Annotated in this window: 10 protein-coding genes; 4 read left to right on the top strand and 6 right to left on the bottom strand. The window is 62.5% G+C overall.

Going from position 1 to position 13,040, the window contains the following annotated elements:
• The first annotated feature begins 51 nt into the window (after nucleotides 1-51).
• A complete protein-coding gene (locus HMPREF9153_RS05410; RefSeq protein WP_004810205.1) occupies nucleotides 52-2,418 on the top strand; it encodes a glycogen/starch/alpha-glucan phosphorylase in 2,367 nt (788 codons plus the stop codon).
• Nucleotides 2,419-2,538: 120 nt separating this feature from the next.
• Here HMPREF9153_RS05410 and HMPREF9153_RS05415 read toward each other — a convergent pair whose 3' ends face one another.
• Nucleotides 2,539-2,931, bottom strand: a complete 393-nt coding sequence (locus HMPREF9153_RS05415) for a hypothetical protein (RefSeq protein WP_004810206.1) — start codon at nucleotides 2,929-2,931, stop codon at nucleotides 2,539-2,541.
• Nucleotides 2,928-3,551, bottom strand: coding sequence for a sigma-70 RNA polymerase sigma factor region 4 domain-containing protein (locus HMPREF9153_RS12200; RefSeq protein WP_036980051.1), 624 nt, complete (start codon nucleotides 3,549-3,551; stop codon nucleotides 2,928-2,930). The genes HMPREF9153_RS05415 and HMPREF9153_RS12200 overlap by 4 nt, the downstream gene beginning before the upstream one ends.
• Nucleotides 3,552-3,722: 171 nt before the next feature.
• Here HMPREF9153_RS12200 and HMPREF9153_RS05425 point away from each other — a divergent pair, with 171 nt between their 5' ends.
• Nucleotides 3,723-4,850, top strand: coding sequence for a 6-phosphofructokinase (locus tag HMPREF9153_RS05425; protein WP_023032215.1), 1,128 nt, complete (start codon nucleotides 3,723-3,725; stop codon nucleotides 4,848-4,850).
• Between the two features lie 50 nt (nucleotides 4,851-4,900).
• Here HMPREF9153_RS05425 and HMPREF9153_RS05430 read toward each other — a convergent pair whose 3' ends face one another.
• The 3 genes from HMPREF9153_RS05430 to HMPREF9153_RS05440 are packed head-to-tail and all read right to left on the bottom strand — an operon-like array spanning nucleotide 4,901 to nucleotide 9,406.
• Nucleotides 4,901-5,491, bottom strand: a complete 591-nt coding sequence (locus HMPREF9153_RS05430; RefSeq protein ID WP_004810210.1) for a helix-turn-helix transcriptional regulator — start codon at nucleotides 5,489-5,491, stop codon at nucleotides 4,901-4,903.
• On the bottom strand, nucleotides 5,488-8,277 hold the full coding sequence (locus tag HMPREF9153_RS05435) for a multicopper oxidase domain-containing protein (RefSeq protein WP_004810212.1): 2,790 nt from the start codon (nucleotides 8,275-8,277) through the stop codon (nucleotides 5,488-5,490). The genes HMPREF9153_RS05430 and HMPREF9153_RS05435 overlap by 4 nt, the downstream gene beginning before the upstream one ends.
• Nucleotides 8,270-9,406, bottom strand: a complete 1,137-nt coding sequence (locus HMPREF9153_RS05440; protein WP_004810213.1) for a DUF8744 domain-containing protein — start codon at nucleotides 9,404-9,406, stop codon at nucleotides 8,270-8,272. The genes HMPREF9153_RS05435 and HMPREF9153_RS05440 overlap by 8 nt, the downstream gene beginning before the upstream one ends.
• A 421-nt stretch (nucleotides 9,407-9,827) precedes the next feature.
• On the opposite strand from HMPREF9153_RS05440, the gene aspA reads away from it, so the two are divergent.
• Together aspA and HMPREF9153_RS05450 are read left to right on the top strand one after the other, a co-directional pair.
• A complete protein-coding gene (gene aspA, locus HMPREF9153_RS05445; RefSeq protein ID WP_004810215.1) occupies nucleotides 9,828-11,300 on the top strand; it encodes an aspartate ammonia-lyase in 1,473 nt (490 codons plus the stop codon).
• Between the two features lie 5 nt (nucleotides 11,301-11,305).
• On the top strand, nucleotides 11,306-12,604 hold the full coding sequence (locus HMPREF9153_RS05450) for an anaerobic C4-dicarboxylate transporter (RefSeq protein ID WP_004810217.1): 1,299 nt from the start codon (nucleotides 11,306-11,308) through the stop codon (nucleotides 12,602-12,604).
• A 93-nt stretch (nucleotides 12,605-12,697) separates the two neighbouring features.
• On the opposite strand, the gene HMPREF9153_RS05455 is transcribed toward HMPREF9153_RS05450, so the two are convergent.
• Nucleotides 12,698-12,979 carry a GNAT family N-acetyltransferase gene (locus HMPREF9153_RS05455; RefSeq protein WP_036979633.1) on the bottom strand — a complete coding sequence of 94 codons (282 nt, stop codon included), beginning with the start codon at nucleotides 12,977-12,979 and terminating at the stop codon, nucleotides 12,698-12,700.
• Nucleotides 12,980-13,040 lie beyond the last annotated feature (61 nt).

Raw genomic sequence — 13,040 nt, forward strand, 5'->3', positions numbered from 1 at the left:
CCTGGATGTACCAGCCGCCGCGCGGCGATCCTCCCAACCAAGGAAGGGCACATGACTCAGGATCTGGCTTCAGCAATCGCATTCCAGGTGCGATCGACCTCGGGACGTTCCGTCACCGCGTCGACCCCCATGGAGGTGTGGCAGGGGCTGTCAGCCTCCGTCGTGGGCCGCATTGCCGGCGACTGGGAGACCACTGACGCCGTCTACAAGGCAGGACGTCAGGAGCACTACTTCTCCGCCGAGTTCCTCATGGGACGAGCCCTGCTCAACAACCTGTCGAACCTCGGCCTGGTCGACGAGACCCGGGAGGCCCTGGCCAGCTTCGGCATCGACCTGTCCCAGGTGCTCGAGCAGGAGCCGGACGCAGCCCTCGGCAACGGTGGCCTCGGTCGTCTGGCCGCCTGCTTCCTCGACTCCTGTGCCACCCTGGAACTACCCGTCACCGGCTACGGCATCCTCTACCGTTACGGCCTGTTCAAGCAGCTCTTCGACAACGGTTTCCAGACCGAGCACCCGGACCCGTGGATGGAGGAGGGCTACCCCTTCGTCATCCGCCGCGAGGAGCAGCAGCGCATCGTCCGCTACGCCGACATGTGGGTGCGTGCCATCCCCCACGACATGCCGATCACCGGTTACGGAACTCGCAACGTCGGAACCCTGCGGTTGTGGAAGGCCGAGCCGATGGAGCAGTTCGACTACCAGGCCTTCAGCTCCCAGCGCTTCACCGACGCCATCGTCGAGCGGGAGCGCACCTCCGACATCTCCCGTGTGCTGTACCCCAACGACACCACCTTCGAGGGCAAGGTGCTGCGGGTCCGTCAGCAGTACTTCTTCTGCTCGGCCTCCCTGCAGGAGATCGTTGACAATTACGTCAAGCACCACGGCGAGAACCTCACCGACTTCGCCAAGTACAACTCGATCCAGCTCAACGACACCCATCCTGTGCTGTCCATCCCCGAGCTCATGCGCATCCTGCTCGATGAGCACGGCATGGGCTGGGACGAGGCCTGGGAGATCGTCACCCACACCTTCGCTTACACCAACCACACCGTGCTGGCTGAAGCCCTGGAGAGGTGGGAGATGCAGATCTTCGATCGCATCTTCCCGCGCATCTCCGAGATCGTCCGCGAGATCGATCGTCGCTTCCGTGAGGACATGGGCAAGCGCGGCCTCGACGGCCAGACCATCGAGTACATGGCTCCTGTCTCGGGCAACCAGGTGCGGATGGCGTGGATCGCCTGTTACGCCTCCTACTCGATCAACGGTGTCGCCGCCCTGCACACCGAGATCATCAAGCGCGAGACCCTCAAGGAGTGGCACGCGATCTGGCCGGAGCGGTTCAACAACAAGACCAACGGCGTCACGCCGCGTCGCTGGCTCAACCAGTGCAACCCGCGTCTGGCAGCCCTGCTGACCGAGGTCACCGGGTCCGACGCCTGGGTCAAGGACCTCTCGGTGCTCGCCAACTACACCGATTCCGTGGACGACTCGGTCTACGACCGCATCAATGAGATCAAGCACGCCAACAAGGTCGACTTCGCGGCCTGGGTGGCCGAGCGCGAAGGCGTCGAGATCGATCCGGATGCCATCTTCGACGTTCAGATCAAGCGTCTGCACGAGTACAAGCGCCAGCTGCTCAACGCCTTCTACGTGCTGGATCTGTACTTCCGTCTCAAGGACGACCCGACCCTCGACGTCCCCAAGCGGGTCTTCGTCTTCGGAGCCAAGGCCGCTCCCGGTTACATCCTCGCCAAGGCGATCATCAAGTTCATCAACGAGGTGGCTCGCCTGGTCAACGACGACGAGGACATCAACGGCCGCATCAAGGTCGTCTTCGTCCACAACTACAACGTCTCCCCGGCCGAGCACATCATCCCGGCCGCCGACGTCTCCGAGCAGATCTCGATGGCCGGCAAGGAGGCCTCGGGCACCTCGAACATGAAGTTCATGATGAACGGCGCGCTCACCCTGGGCACCCTGGACGGGGCCAACGTCGAGATCCTCGACGCCGTTGGTGACGAGAACGCCTACATCTTCGGTGCCACCGAGAAGCAGCTGCCCTCCCTCAAGCGCGGATACGACCCGCGCTGGCAGTACGAGAACGTGCCCGGTCTCAAGCGAGTCGTCGACGCACTGACCGACGGCACCCTCGACGACAACGGGTCCGGCTGGTTCCACGACCTGCGTCAGAGCCTCATGGAGCCCGGCTGGAAAGGCCCCGACGTCTACTACGTGCTCGGTGACTTCGAGTCCTACCGCACCGTCAAGGACGCCATGGCTGCCGACCATGCCGATGCCCGCGGCTGGGCCCGCAAGGCGTGGGTGAACATCACCCAGTCCGGCCGGTTCTCCTCGGACCGCACCATCCGCGACTACGCCGAGCAGGTGTGGAAGCTGGATCCGGCTCCGATCGACTGAGCGAGCGTCGGCTGACTGACGACGGCGGTAGCCGGGCTGCCTACGGGTGGCCCGGCTTCTCCATCTCCTCGTGTGTCGAGACTCGTGCCTCGGGATCCTTGATACGCCGGTGAGAAGGGATCAGCGCCACAGGGCCTTGGTGGCCAGGGCCAGCAGGACGGCCCACAAGGCCGATGCCATCGTCCCGATGATGAACTGCTCGATGGCCGCGCTGGATTCCTCGTTGGCCTCCTGAGCCCCGGTACCCGGAGTGGGTTGGGATTTCAGTTCGGCATAGCGGGCGAGGGTCTTGACGCCGAGGATGACGGCGATGCCGGCTGGATATCCGGTGAGAATGGCGGTGACGATGCCGAGTCTCTCCAGATAGCCGATCCACAGCCCGCCACGCAGCAGGCCCTTGTCACCGTCAGTGTGGACCCCGGCAGCGTGGAAGACCAGGGAGACGACGTACTTCCCGGCCCACACCGCGGCGATGACGACGAGGACGGCCGCGATCCTCATGGCGATGGTCATTGCACATCCCGGGCCAGGTCGACGGCGAGTTGGCGAGTCTGCACCAGGTACTCCCAGTGGGCACGGGTGAGACGTTGGCTGACGGCTGAGGTGCTGATACCCAAGGCTCGTGCGGTCTCCTCGTTGGTCATGGACAGATCGTAGGACGCGACGATGTCGCGAGAGGCTGGGCGCAATCCGCGTGCCAGGTCGACGACGACACTGGCCACCTGGGAGAACCGTCGCATGGCGTCGGTCCCGTCAGCGGCCACCTGGACACCAGCGCGACGGCGTCTGCACTCCTCGATGGCCTGACGGGCTTTGACGTATGCCGGTCCGCGCGCAGCTCTCGTGGAATCTGGCAGGGGAGTGACGACCTCGTCATGGGCGAGGCCAATTCGCCACGGCCCGCAACCGGTTGTCCACAGCGCATGGATGAGGGTGGCAGGGTCGGTCGAGAGGGCCTGGACCTCGTCCCCGGAGGTGCGTTCTGGTGGAAGGGTCCAGTGTGGCGTGCCGACGCGGTAATCCGTCGGGCTGACGAGGAGTCCCGGGGAGGTGAGGGAATCCAGGAGAGTGGGGACCTCGTCGTCATGACTGCGGCTTTCGAGCTGATCGGCCAGGATCACCCAGGCGAGCATGATCACATCCCCTCATTCGCACTTGAGGTCATTGCCTTAATCATAACAGCGTTAAGGAAAAAAGCTGAAGTGATTGATCATGGGACGAGGTGGACCCTTACATCCGGCGAGTCTGTTGGTGACGTCATCCGTGGGAGGATGGAGCGCACCCGACACAGATCAGGAGTCGTCATGTCCAAGAAGAAGAAGGTCGGCATCCTCACCGCTGGTGGTGACTGCCCTGGACTCAATGCCGCAATCCGTGGATTTGGCAAGGCAGCCATCCGACAGCACGACATGGAGCTGATTGGTGTTCAGGACGGCTTCCTCGGACTGGCGGAGAACCGCACCGTCACCCTGGGTCCGGGCGCTCTGTCCGGCATCCTGACTGTCGGCGGAACCATTCTTGGAACCAGCCGTGACAAGGTCAATCGCATGATCATTGCTGGTGAGGAAAAGGATATGGTCCCCACCATCGTCGACAACTACGAGAAGCTGGGACTGGATGCCCTGGTCACCCTGGGGGGCGGTGGCACTGCCAAGAATGCCTACAAGCTCGCCAAGGCCGGACTCAACGTCCTACATCTGCCCAAGACCATTGACAACGACATCGTCGGGACCGATGACTCCTTCGGATTCTCGACGGCACTCGAGATCGCCACGGAGGCCATCGATCGGCTGCACTCCACCGCCCACTCCCACCACCGCATCATCCTGGCCGAGATCATGGGCCACCGTGCTGGCTGGCTCGCCCTGGGGTCTGGCATCGCCGGCGGCGCCGACGTCATCCTGCTGCCCGAGGTGCCCTACAAGGTTGACTCCATCGTCGAGGCGGTGGAGAGGCGCCGGAAGCAGGGCCTCAACTTCTCCGTGATCGCGGTGGCCGAGGGAGCCCGCGACGAGGCCGACTCCGCTGCGATGGCTGGGGCCCAGGCCCTCGTCGATGCCTCGAAGACCCCAGAGACGAAGGCTGCTGCCAAGAAGGCCAAGAAGGACCTCGAACACTCGATGCGCGACAACACCCTCAAGCTGGCGACCCAGCTCGAGGAGGCCACCGGGCTGGAATCGCGAGTCTCCATCCTCGGCTACGTGCAGCGTGGCGGCATCCCGTGCGCCCATGACCGGCTGCTCGCCACTCGCCTGGGAACCATGGGCGCCAAGCTCGTTGACGACGGTGAGTTCGGCGTCATGGTGGCTGCCAAGGGTGGGGACACGATGACCGTTCCGCTCAAGGAGGTCGCTGGCAAGGTCAAGTACGTGCCCTCCAACCATCCGTGGGTCGAGGCAGCTCGCGAGGTCGGAACGGGCCTCGGCGATTGAGTTGTGATGCCCTTGGCCTCGGCCAGGGGCATTCGTCTGTCTGCCGTCCTTCAGGCTGCGGTGTGGATCACGCACTTTCCCCCTGGGTTGGCGTCAATGGTCGTCGCCTTCCCCGTCACGCCCTCGACGACCCCGCAGTGCAGGGCACAGACCACCTGCGGGTGACCGAGGGCCAGGTCGAGGAAGGGGCAGTGTCGAAGCACGATTCCCTCATCCTCGGGGGCGGGGGAGAAGCCCATCTCGTCGAGGACGGCGACGAGGTTCCCGGGGTGATGACGTCCCCAGCGCTGACCGATACGCGTGGCGGTCCCTGCCGGATCGTCGCTGGTGGCAATCTCCTCGACGAGCATCTGGGCCAGCAGTCGGTAGGCACGCGGTCCCTCGTCGTTGACGAGGGTGAAGACGGTGTGGGGTCGGCCCCGAGTGGTCCGGTGTTGGCGGGTGGTCTCCACTCGTCCCTGCTCGACGAGACGATCGAGGTGGAATCGCGCCGTCGAGGGGTGAATCCCCAGGTCAGCTGCCACGTCGGCGCTGGTGGCAGAACCGCCACGCTTCTGCAGGGCATCGGCGACCTCGTCGATCCGCTTCTCGGATCCCGGGTCTACCAGGCTGGTGTCACTCATCCCGTCACGTTTTCTCATGCCGTCACCTGAATGATGCCCCGGGCTCCGCGCTCCATTTCCACGAAGGAGTGGTTGACGAAGGTGTAATGGCCCGGTTCCTCGAAGACCATCTCGACGAAACCACCCTGGGCGCTGGACAGGTCGAGGGCCTGACAGCCGCCGCCCTCCGGATTGCCACGCTTGAGGGTGTAGGCGCCCTCCTTGAACACGGTGTCGAACTGGGTGCCGACGACGTGGAAGGAGCAGCCGCGACTCGGGCCGGCTGCCAGCACCCAGATGCGTACCCGCTCACCGACCTTGGCCTTCAGCGGCTCGAAGACGTACTGGTTGGCGTGACCGTTGAATATCGTCAGGTCCGGGGTCTCGTTGGCGATCTTGGCCATGTTGACCTCGGCCCCGTTGTGCTCGCTGAGGTAGGTCTCCGACTGCACCAAGTAGTACTCGCGATCGGCGCGCGGCAGGTCATGCGGGGGGACGATGACGGCACCGAACATGCCGGCCGCGATGTGGGCCGACATCGGCATGGTGGAGCAATGGTAGAGCCAGATCCCGGCGCGACGCAGGGTGAAGTTGTAGTCCAGTTCCTGGCCCGGCGCGATGGTGCGCATCACCTCGTCGGGGGAGACGGTACCGGCGTGGAAGTCCAGGGAGTGACCCATCGTCCCCCTGTTGACCAGGTGTACCCGCATCTCGTCGCCGATTCGGGCGTGGATGACCGGTGCCATGTAGCGACCGTTGTAGGTCATGGCGTCGATGGTCGTCCCCGGGGCGATCTCCTGCACGGATTCCTTCGCGGTCAAGGTCATCGTGTGGACGCGTCCGGCCAGCAGTGGGGGGACGACGGCGTCACGGGTCGTGAATCCCCTGCCAGGAGCCTTGGTGAGGTCGATCTTGCGGCGAGGATCGGCCGAACCCATGTGGTCGTCGTGCTCGGCACCTCCTGGCATGCCATTGACCTGGACCTTGAGCACCATGCCCATCGACTTGTGGCCGACGATGGTGCACCAGCCCTCGGTCGGGCCGGTGATGACTCCCGCCTTGACAGTGGCATGGGCCCCCGGGTCGAGGCGTGGTGAATGAGCGCCATTGGCGAACTGTAGGTCGTGGACCTGATTGGGATCCTTGTTGGTGATCTCGACGACGAGCTCGTCACCGGCCGGCACGCTGATCGTGCTGGGGTGGTACCTCATCCCCTCGGTCGTGACGTTGGCCGTCGTGGTGTGTCCGGTGGGGGAGACCTTCCCGACCACCGCAGCGGGGCCGTCGGTGCCCTCGGTGGGCGCGTTCTGGTCCAGTCGGTGACCAACGGCGGCTGCCGTCAGGGCGGTGGCAGCACCGGCAAAGGCCCCGACGAAGGAGCGACGATCAGTCGGAGCGGTGGGAGCCGGGTCGACGGTCTTGGGCGTGATGCCGGTGACGGCGGAACGGTTCGGGGCGTCGGATTCGGTGGATGTGGTGGCTGTGGGCTTGGCGGCAGGTGAGTCGGCTGCCCTCTCGGGGGAGGCCCCAGGGGTTCCTCCCTTCTCGGCGGGGGTAGCCGTCCGAGCCGCCATCTGGCGTCCCTTCTCCTTGAGCAGGGGGACGCCGGTGCGCACCATCGCTGCGGTGGCAGGCAGGAAGGTGGCCAGTCCGACGACGGCCATCACCATGCCGAGGCGACGAGTCCAGGTACCCATGGCGAGCACCCACAGCAACAGCCCGGCATTGGTGATGGTGGCTCGCAGCGCTCCGAAGGCGTGCATTTTGGCATTGGTCGCCCGGACGATCCTCGGCCCGCCACCCATGACCATCGGCATGAGGTAGCTCATGGCGCCGATGAGGAGCTGGAGCAGGAAACCGACGATGACGGGCACCGAGAGGGTGAAGATGTCGTCAGCCAGCAGCCCGGTGCCCTTGGAAGCGAGTTTCCAGGCCAGCCAGACGAGCCACACCAGCATCCAGCAGATGGCCGCCCCCATGGTGAATCCGGGGAAGTCACGCGGCGGCTTGTGGACGGCACAGGCCACGAGGTCTCCGAGTACGATGCAGACGCCGATGATGTGGGCAGTGATGCCGACGGCAGCGAGCCACCACAGCCCGCACAGGGCGCTGACGGTGGTGACGGCGACCGCGGCCATCATGACGTACAGGGAGTACCTGCCGTGGCGATCTTGGGCGGGTTGCATCTTGGTGCGCAGCACAGTTGGCCACAAGGTGATGAGGGTGCCGACGACGGTCAGACCGACGAATCCGAGCAGGTTGAGGGCCTGGTGAGCGACAAGCAGACGGGTTCGCCACGGCTCGACGGGGGAGAAGGCCATGATCGCGCCGAGAGTCGCTCCCAGGGGCAACAGGCAGGCGGCCGCGCAGTAAAACCTCACCGTGGAGTCGAAACGACCGGGGAGGGCGTGGCGAACCTGATGGCCCAAGTCAAAGGCGTACCAGGTGAGCATCGAGCCGACGATCACTGCTCCTACGACCGTCACCCACGGCCAGTCCGCCACCATGCCGACACAGGTGACGATGATGCCGGCCGTCAGCAGACGGATGCGCAAGACCTGACGACTGCGATCAGCCTCGGTGAGGTTGTTGTGCAGGATCGCCTCGGTGAAGTACTGGCCCCACACCATGATCGAGGTCGTCGCGACGCCCAGGGTGACCATGTGGACCAACAGCCAGCGCGACTGCGGGATCCACCGGCTCACGATCGCCACGATGAGCAGGGCCGCCAGCCACCCGGAGACCGGACGGGACGCCTTGCGGTGCCAACTGCGCTTGTTCGTGTCCGGTTTGCGGCCGGCCGACGCGGACGTGATCTCAGCCATGGTCCCTCCTGAGGGGGAGTGTCGTGTGTGGGGTTGCAGGCTTCGGACGGGTGTCGGGCCGACTTCGCGAACGAACATGGGTAGCCACGACGGCCACCAAGGTCAGCAGGCTCAGGACGTTGACGACACCGCCAGCCTGCACGGCGGTGGGACGATCCAAGGCGTCACCGATGCCGATGCGCACCAGCAGGGAGGCCTCCAGCAGGAAGGCCGGCAGCCAGAACCACGTCGTCCAGTTCAGTCTGACGCGCAGTACCGCGGGGAGGATGATCGGGGCGTGGCCGAGGATCATCCCCATCGTGAATCCTAGGAAGACTGAGTGGACGACGGCGTCATAGGCCCGTCCGGTGGTGAGGAGGCCATTGACCGTCCAGATGAGACCAGCCAGACCGAGCCACAGGTAACCGATCATGAGCAACAGGCCGATGTAGGCCGCCTGCCCACCACGCTTCAGCCCGCCGCCGGCGACGTCGTTACGGCACAGCCACACCGCCAGAGCAATGAGGACGAGTCCGAGCAGTCGGTATCCGATCTGGGGGCTGGCGACCGAGACGAAGAGAGCGGCCACGACGGTCAGACACAGAGCGGGGAGGGCGCGATTGCGAGTCATCGTCAGACGGGAGAGTTCCAGCCTCTCGCCGCAGATCGTCAGGATGAGGTAGCAGGCAAGCCATCCGATGACGTCAGGGACGTCGGCCCCTGAGGTGAGCAGGGCGGCTGCACCGGCGGCGCAGAAGGCGCCGGCAATCTGGATGACGGTGGCGTCGTCGTGGCTGCGTTTCCACAGCGGGACATATATGCCCAGCAGGCCGAACTGCGCCAGGGTGAGCAGGGCCAGGCCGAACCGGGGAGGTATGAGGGGCACGAGGAGGGCGACCACGCCGAGTCCCGAGACCAACGGGACGAGGTAGCCAGGTTTCTTCCCCAGGGCGACGGCCCGTTCCAGGCAGATGACGGTGCCGACGAAGCCGAGCACCATGAGGGGTCCGTGCCAGTCCGACAGCCGTGACGACATCACCGGGGACCAGACGCCAAGAAGTAACAAGGCGCCGTCAAGGCCCGCCAACAGGGAGATTCCGGCCCCGACCATGAGCCAGGCTCGGCGCGATCCGACGGAGGAAGTGGGCACGGGGAGTCCTCTTTTCGATGATCGATTCCTCAAAATACTACGTGCGTCGAGGTCTTTTCTACCTATCCCACCCGGGACGGCAGGAGCAAGCAGGTCTCTCGGATGACGTGGTTCGGAGTGTGCAGACATGGTGATCTTGCGCTCGTCGGGAGTCAGGTTGTCCAGCATGTGGAAGGGTGTTAGTATGCCTGTATATCTGGTGTCCATAAGGAGATGGGCGTATCGTTATTAACTTCGTATAAATTTGTGATTTACGGTTGTGTGGTACTCGGAGTGATGGCTAATTCCTGCACCTGTGGGGTGCCATTTTCCTAATTTACGAATCATTTCTTCTCCCTCGATTTCTCCAATTATTAAATATGGTTTCGAAGGATGCGCGCAAGTCTAGATAACAAAAATAATCTATCGGTTAGGGGTAAAGGTGATTGAGAGTCGGATCGAAGAGGATCTTCTTGGAAAACGGGAAATCTCGAATGAGTACTACTATGGAATCCATACGTTGCGTGCTCTAGAGAATTTCCAAATGTCACGCGGATGCATGAACGACGAGCCTGACTTCATTCGTGGAATGGTTCAGGTGAAGAAGGCGACAGCTCTGACGAACAAGCAGTTGAAGGTTCTTCCGAGTGATGTCGCTGACGCCATTGTCGCCGCATGCGATGCGATCTTGAATGATGGGCGCTGTATGGACCAATTCCCGACTGATTCCTTCCAGGGGGGAGCGGGAACCTCGATCAACATGAACACCAACGAGGTCATCGCCAACTTGGCTCTCGAAATGTTGGGATACCCGAAGGGTACCTATGACGTCATCCATCCCAACGATGACGTCAACAAGTCCCAGTCGACCAATGACGCCTACCCCACCGGGTTCCGGCTCGGGGTGTACGCCCTGCTGGAGGGGCTGAAACAGGCCGTCGCCGACCTTGCAGATAGTTTCGATGCCAAGGCCAAGGAGTTTGCCGATGTGCTGAAGATGGGACGCACCCAGTTGCAGGATGCTGTCCCCATGACTCTGGGTGAGGAGTTTGACGGGTACGCGCACAACATCCGTGCTGAACTGGACCGGCTTGATGTCGGAAGCGATCTTCTCGTAGAGGTCAACCTGGGCGGCACCGCCATCGGCACTCGGATCAACACCCCAGACGGATATGCCGAACTTGCCGCAGAGAAGCTGGCCAAGGTGACCGGGTACCCGATTCGCCCTTCCATCAACCTCATGGAATCGTCCTACGACAACGGTGCCTACATTGCTGTCCATTCCATCATCAAACGCCTGGCGGCGAAGATCTCCAAGATCTGCAACGATTTGCGATTGCTCTCATCTGGACCAAGGGCTGGGCTCAAGGAAATCAACCTTCCAGAGATGCAGGCAGGATCGTCCATCATGCCGGCGAAGGTGAATCCGGTTATTCCCGAGGTCGTTAACCAGATCTGCTTCAAGGTATTCGGAAACGATGTCACCGTCTGCTTCGCCGCCGAAGCTGGTCAGCTGGAACTCAATGTGATGGAACCGGCCCTGTCACAAGCAATGTTCGAGTCCATCCACCTTCTGACCAACGCCTGCGACACCTTGCGTAGCAAATGTATTGACGGGATCACTGCAAATGCGGAACGGTGCCGAAAGTATGTCACCAATTCCATTGGCATTGTGACCTACCTGAACGATGTGATTGGACACCATCAGGGCGATCTCATTGGCGAGGAGGCTGCCCGTACCGGAAAATCAGTTCGTGATGTCGTCCTCGAACGCGGCCTAATTCCGGAGGAAAGGCTGGATGAGATCATGTCGACCCAGAACTTCCTGCACCCTCGATACTCAGGACGCACATACGAGCCGGGAGACCGCGGTCTCCCGGAGGACCCCAGGACATTCGTGTCTGAGCATCGCTGAACGCGATGATGCTCTTCATTCAACTGGCCGTCGTCCTACTGTTCATCTTCCTGGGGGCACGCAAGGGAGGACTTGGCATCGCCTATGCAGGGGGTGCCGGCGTCATCGCCCTGGGAATACTTGGTTGCAAGGTCGACCCAGGTACTGGTATTCCGTGGGATGTCATTGGGGTCATCATCTCGGTGATTTCCTGCGTGGCGGCGATGGAAGTAGCCGGCGGTCTGGAACTGCTGGTGATGCTCAGCGAGCGGATATTGCGGCACAATCCGAGGAGAATCACCTTCCTGGCACCCACCGTGACGTTCTTCATGACTGTTTTGTGTGGTACCGGACACGTCGCATTCGCCACTCTCCCCGTCATCGCGGAAGTGGCCAAGGAACAGAAGGTGAGGCCCTCCCGCCCACTATCCGTAGCTGCGGTGGCCTCGCAGATCGGCATATGTGCTTCGCCGATTTCGGCGGCGATGGTGGCGATGGCGGCCATTGTTGGCCCTCTGGGCGTCTCGTATCCGAAACTGGTCCTGGTCTCGATCATTGGGGGCTACGCGGGCTCGATGATCGGTGCGGTTGTCTCCTCAAGACTCGGATGTGAGTTGGAACTCGACCCGGTCTATCTGCAGCGACTGGAAAAGGGCCAAGTCTCGCACCGCGGGGCGGAGAACTACAACATCAAGCCATACGCAAGACGGTCACTGATAATCTTCGTGGTGTCCTTGATCGTAGTGATGGTCTATGCCGCTGCCATTTCCGCTGTGGACAAGCCCCCGTTGCCACGAGGTGCCGCCATCATGACCTTTATGATGACTGCCGCCCTCGTCATAGCCACCCTGTGTAAAGTCCCGCTCAACGAGATCACCTCCCAGGCAACCTACAGAAGTGGTACCTCTGCCGCCATCTGCGTAATGGGGGTTGCTTGGCTAGGCAATACCTTCGTGAGTTCGAACATCGGCACCATAAAAACTGCCGGATCGGGAGTCATTCACTCGGCGCCGTGGCTGTTGTTCGTGGTGCTGTTCCTGGCCGCATCGTTGCTCTACTCGCAAGCCGCAACTACGGTTACGTTCATGCCGGTTGCGGCGGCCCTCGGGCTTCCGGTGTCGGTGCTGGTCGGATGTTTTGCGGCGGCCTCGGCACTGTTCCTGCTACCTACGTATCCCACCGTGGTGGCTGCGGTCGAGATGGACGATACCGGGACGACGAGGATCGGAAAGTACATTTTCAACCATTCATTCCTGATTCCCGGCATCGTCTCCATATCGGTTGCCTGCATGGTTTCCTATGGGGTGATGCTCGCAGTCGGCTGAATGCCGCCCTTGCACAATCCGTCGAAGTTTCCAGTGTGAGAGCGTGTGGGTGGGGCTGAGTCTTGGAAAAGGCATGGTCTCACCCACACACCTTTAGATAACGTTCACCGGGTGGTCGGGGTGCTTGTCCAGCCATCCCCTGATGAAGGTGCAGTCCGGGCGTACCGTCAGGTTCTGGGAGGCGATGTCGTCGAGGGCAGATCGGGCCAGGGCACTGCCGACTCCCTTGCCGCCGAAGGCGTCGAAGACCTCGGTGTGAGGCATGACGACGATGTCGCCGTCGCGTCGAAAATCCGCGAATCCGGCGAACTCACCGTCGATATGAGCCTCGTAGCGTGACTGTTGGTCGTTCTTGGTGACGATAGTGTCGCTCATACTCCCATCGTCGGGCAACTGCGGCCCTATTGCCAGGGCCTTCGCAGGTGCTTTCACGGAT

Origin of the sequence: Cutibacterium avidum ATCC 25577 (assembly GCF_000227295.1) — a bacterium.
Classification (GTDB): domain Bacteria; phylum Actinomycetota; class Actinomycetes; order Propionibacteriales; family Propionibacteriaceae; genus Cutibacterium; species Cutibacterium avidum.

Excerpts from the sequence above, each read along its gene's own strand:
- HMPREF9153_RS05410 (WP_004810205.1), top strand. The coding sequence starts at position 52 with ATGACTCAGGATCTGGCTTCAGCAATCGCATTCCAGGTGCGATCGACC.
- HMPREF9153_RS05415 (WP_004810206.1), bottom strand. The coding sequence starts at position 2,931 with ATGACCATCGCCATGAGGATCGCGGCCGTCCTCGTCGTCATCGCCGCG.
- HMPREF9153_RS12200 (WP_036980051.1), bottom strand. The coding sequence starts at position 3,551 with ATGCTCGCCTGGGTGATCCTGGCCGATCAGCTCGAAAGCCGCAGTCAT.
- HMPREF9153_RS05425 (WP_023032215.1), top strand. The coding sequence starts at position 3,723 with ATGTCCAAGAAGAAGAAGGTCGGCATCCTCACCGCTGGTGGTGACTGC.
- HMPREF9153_RS05430 (WP_004810210.1), bottom strand. The coding sequence starts at position 5,491 with ATGAGAAAACGTGACGGGATGAGTGACACCAGCCTGGTAGACCCGGGA.
- HMPREF9153_RS05435 (WP_004810212.1), bottom strand. The coding sequence starts at position 8,277 with ATGGCTGAGATCACGTCCGCGTCGGCCGGCCGCAAACCGGACACGAAC.
- HMPREF9153_RS05450 (WP_004810217.1), top strand. The coding sequence starts at position 11,306 with ATGATGCTCTTCATTCAACTGGCCGTCGTCCTACTGTTCATCTTCCTG.
- HMPREF9153_RS05455 (WP_036979633.1), bottom strand. The coding sequence starts at position 12,979 with ATGAGCGACACTATCGTCACCAAGAACGACCAACAGTCACGCTACGAG.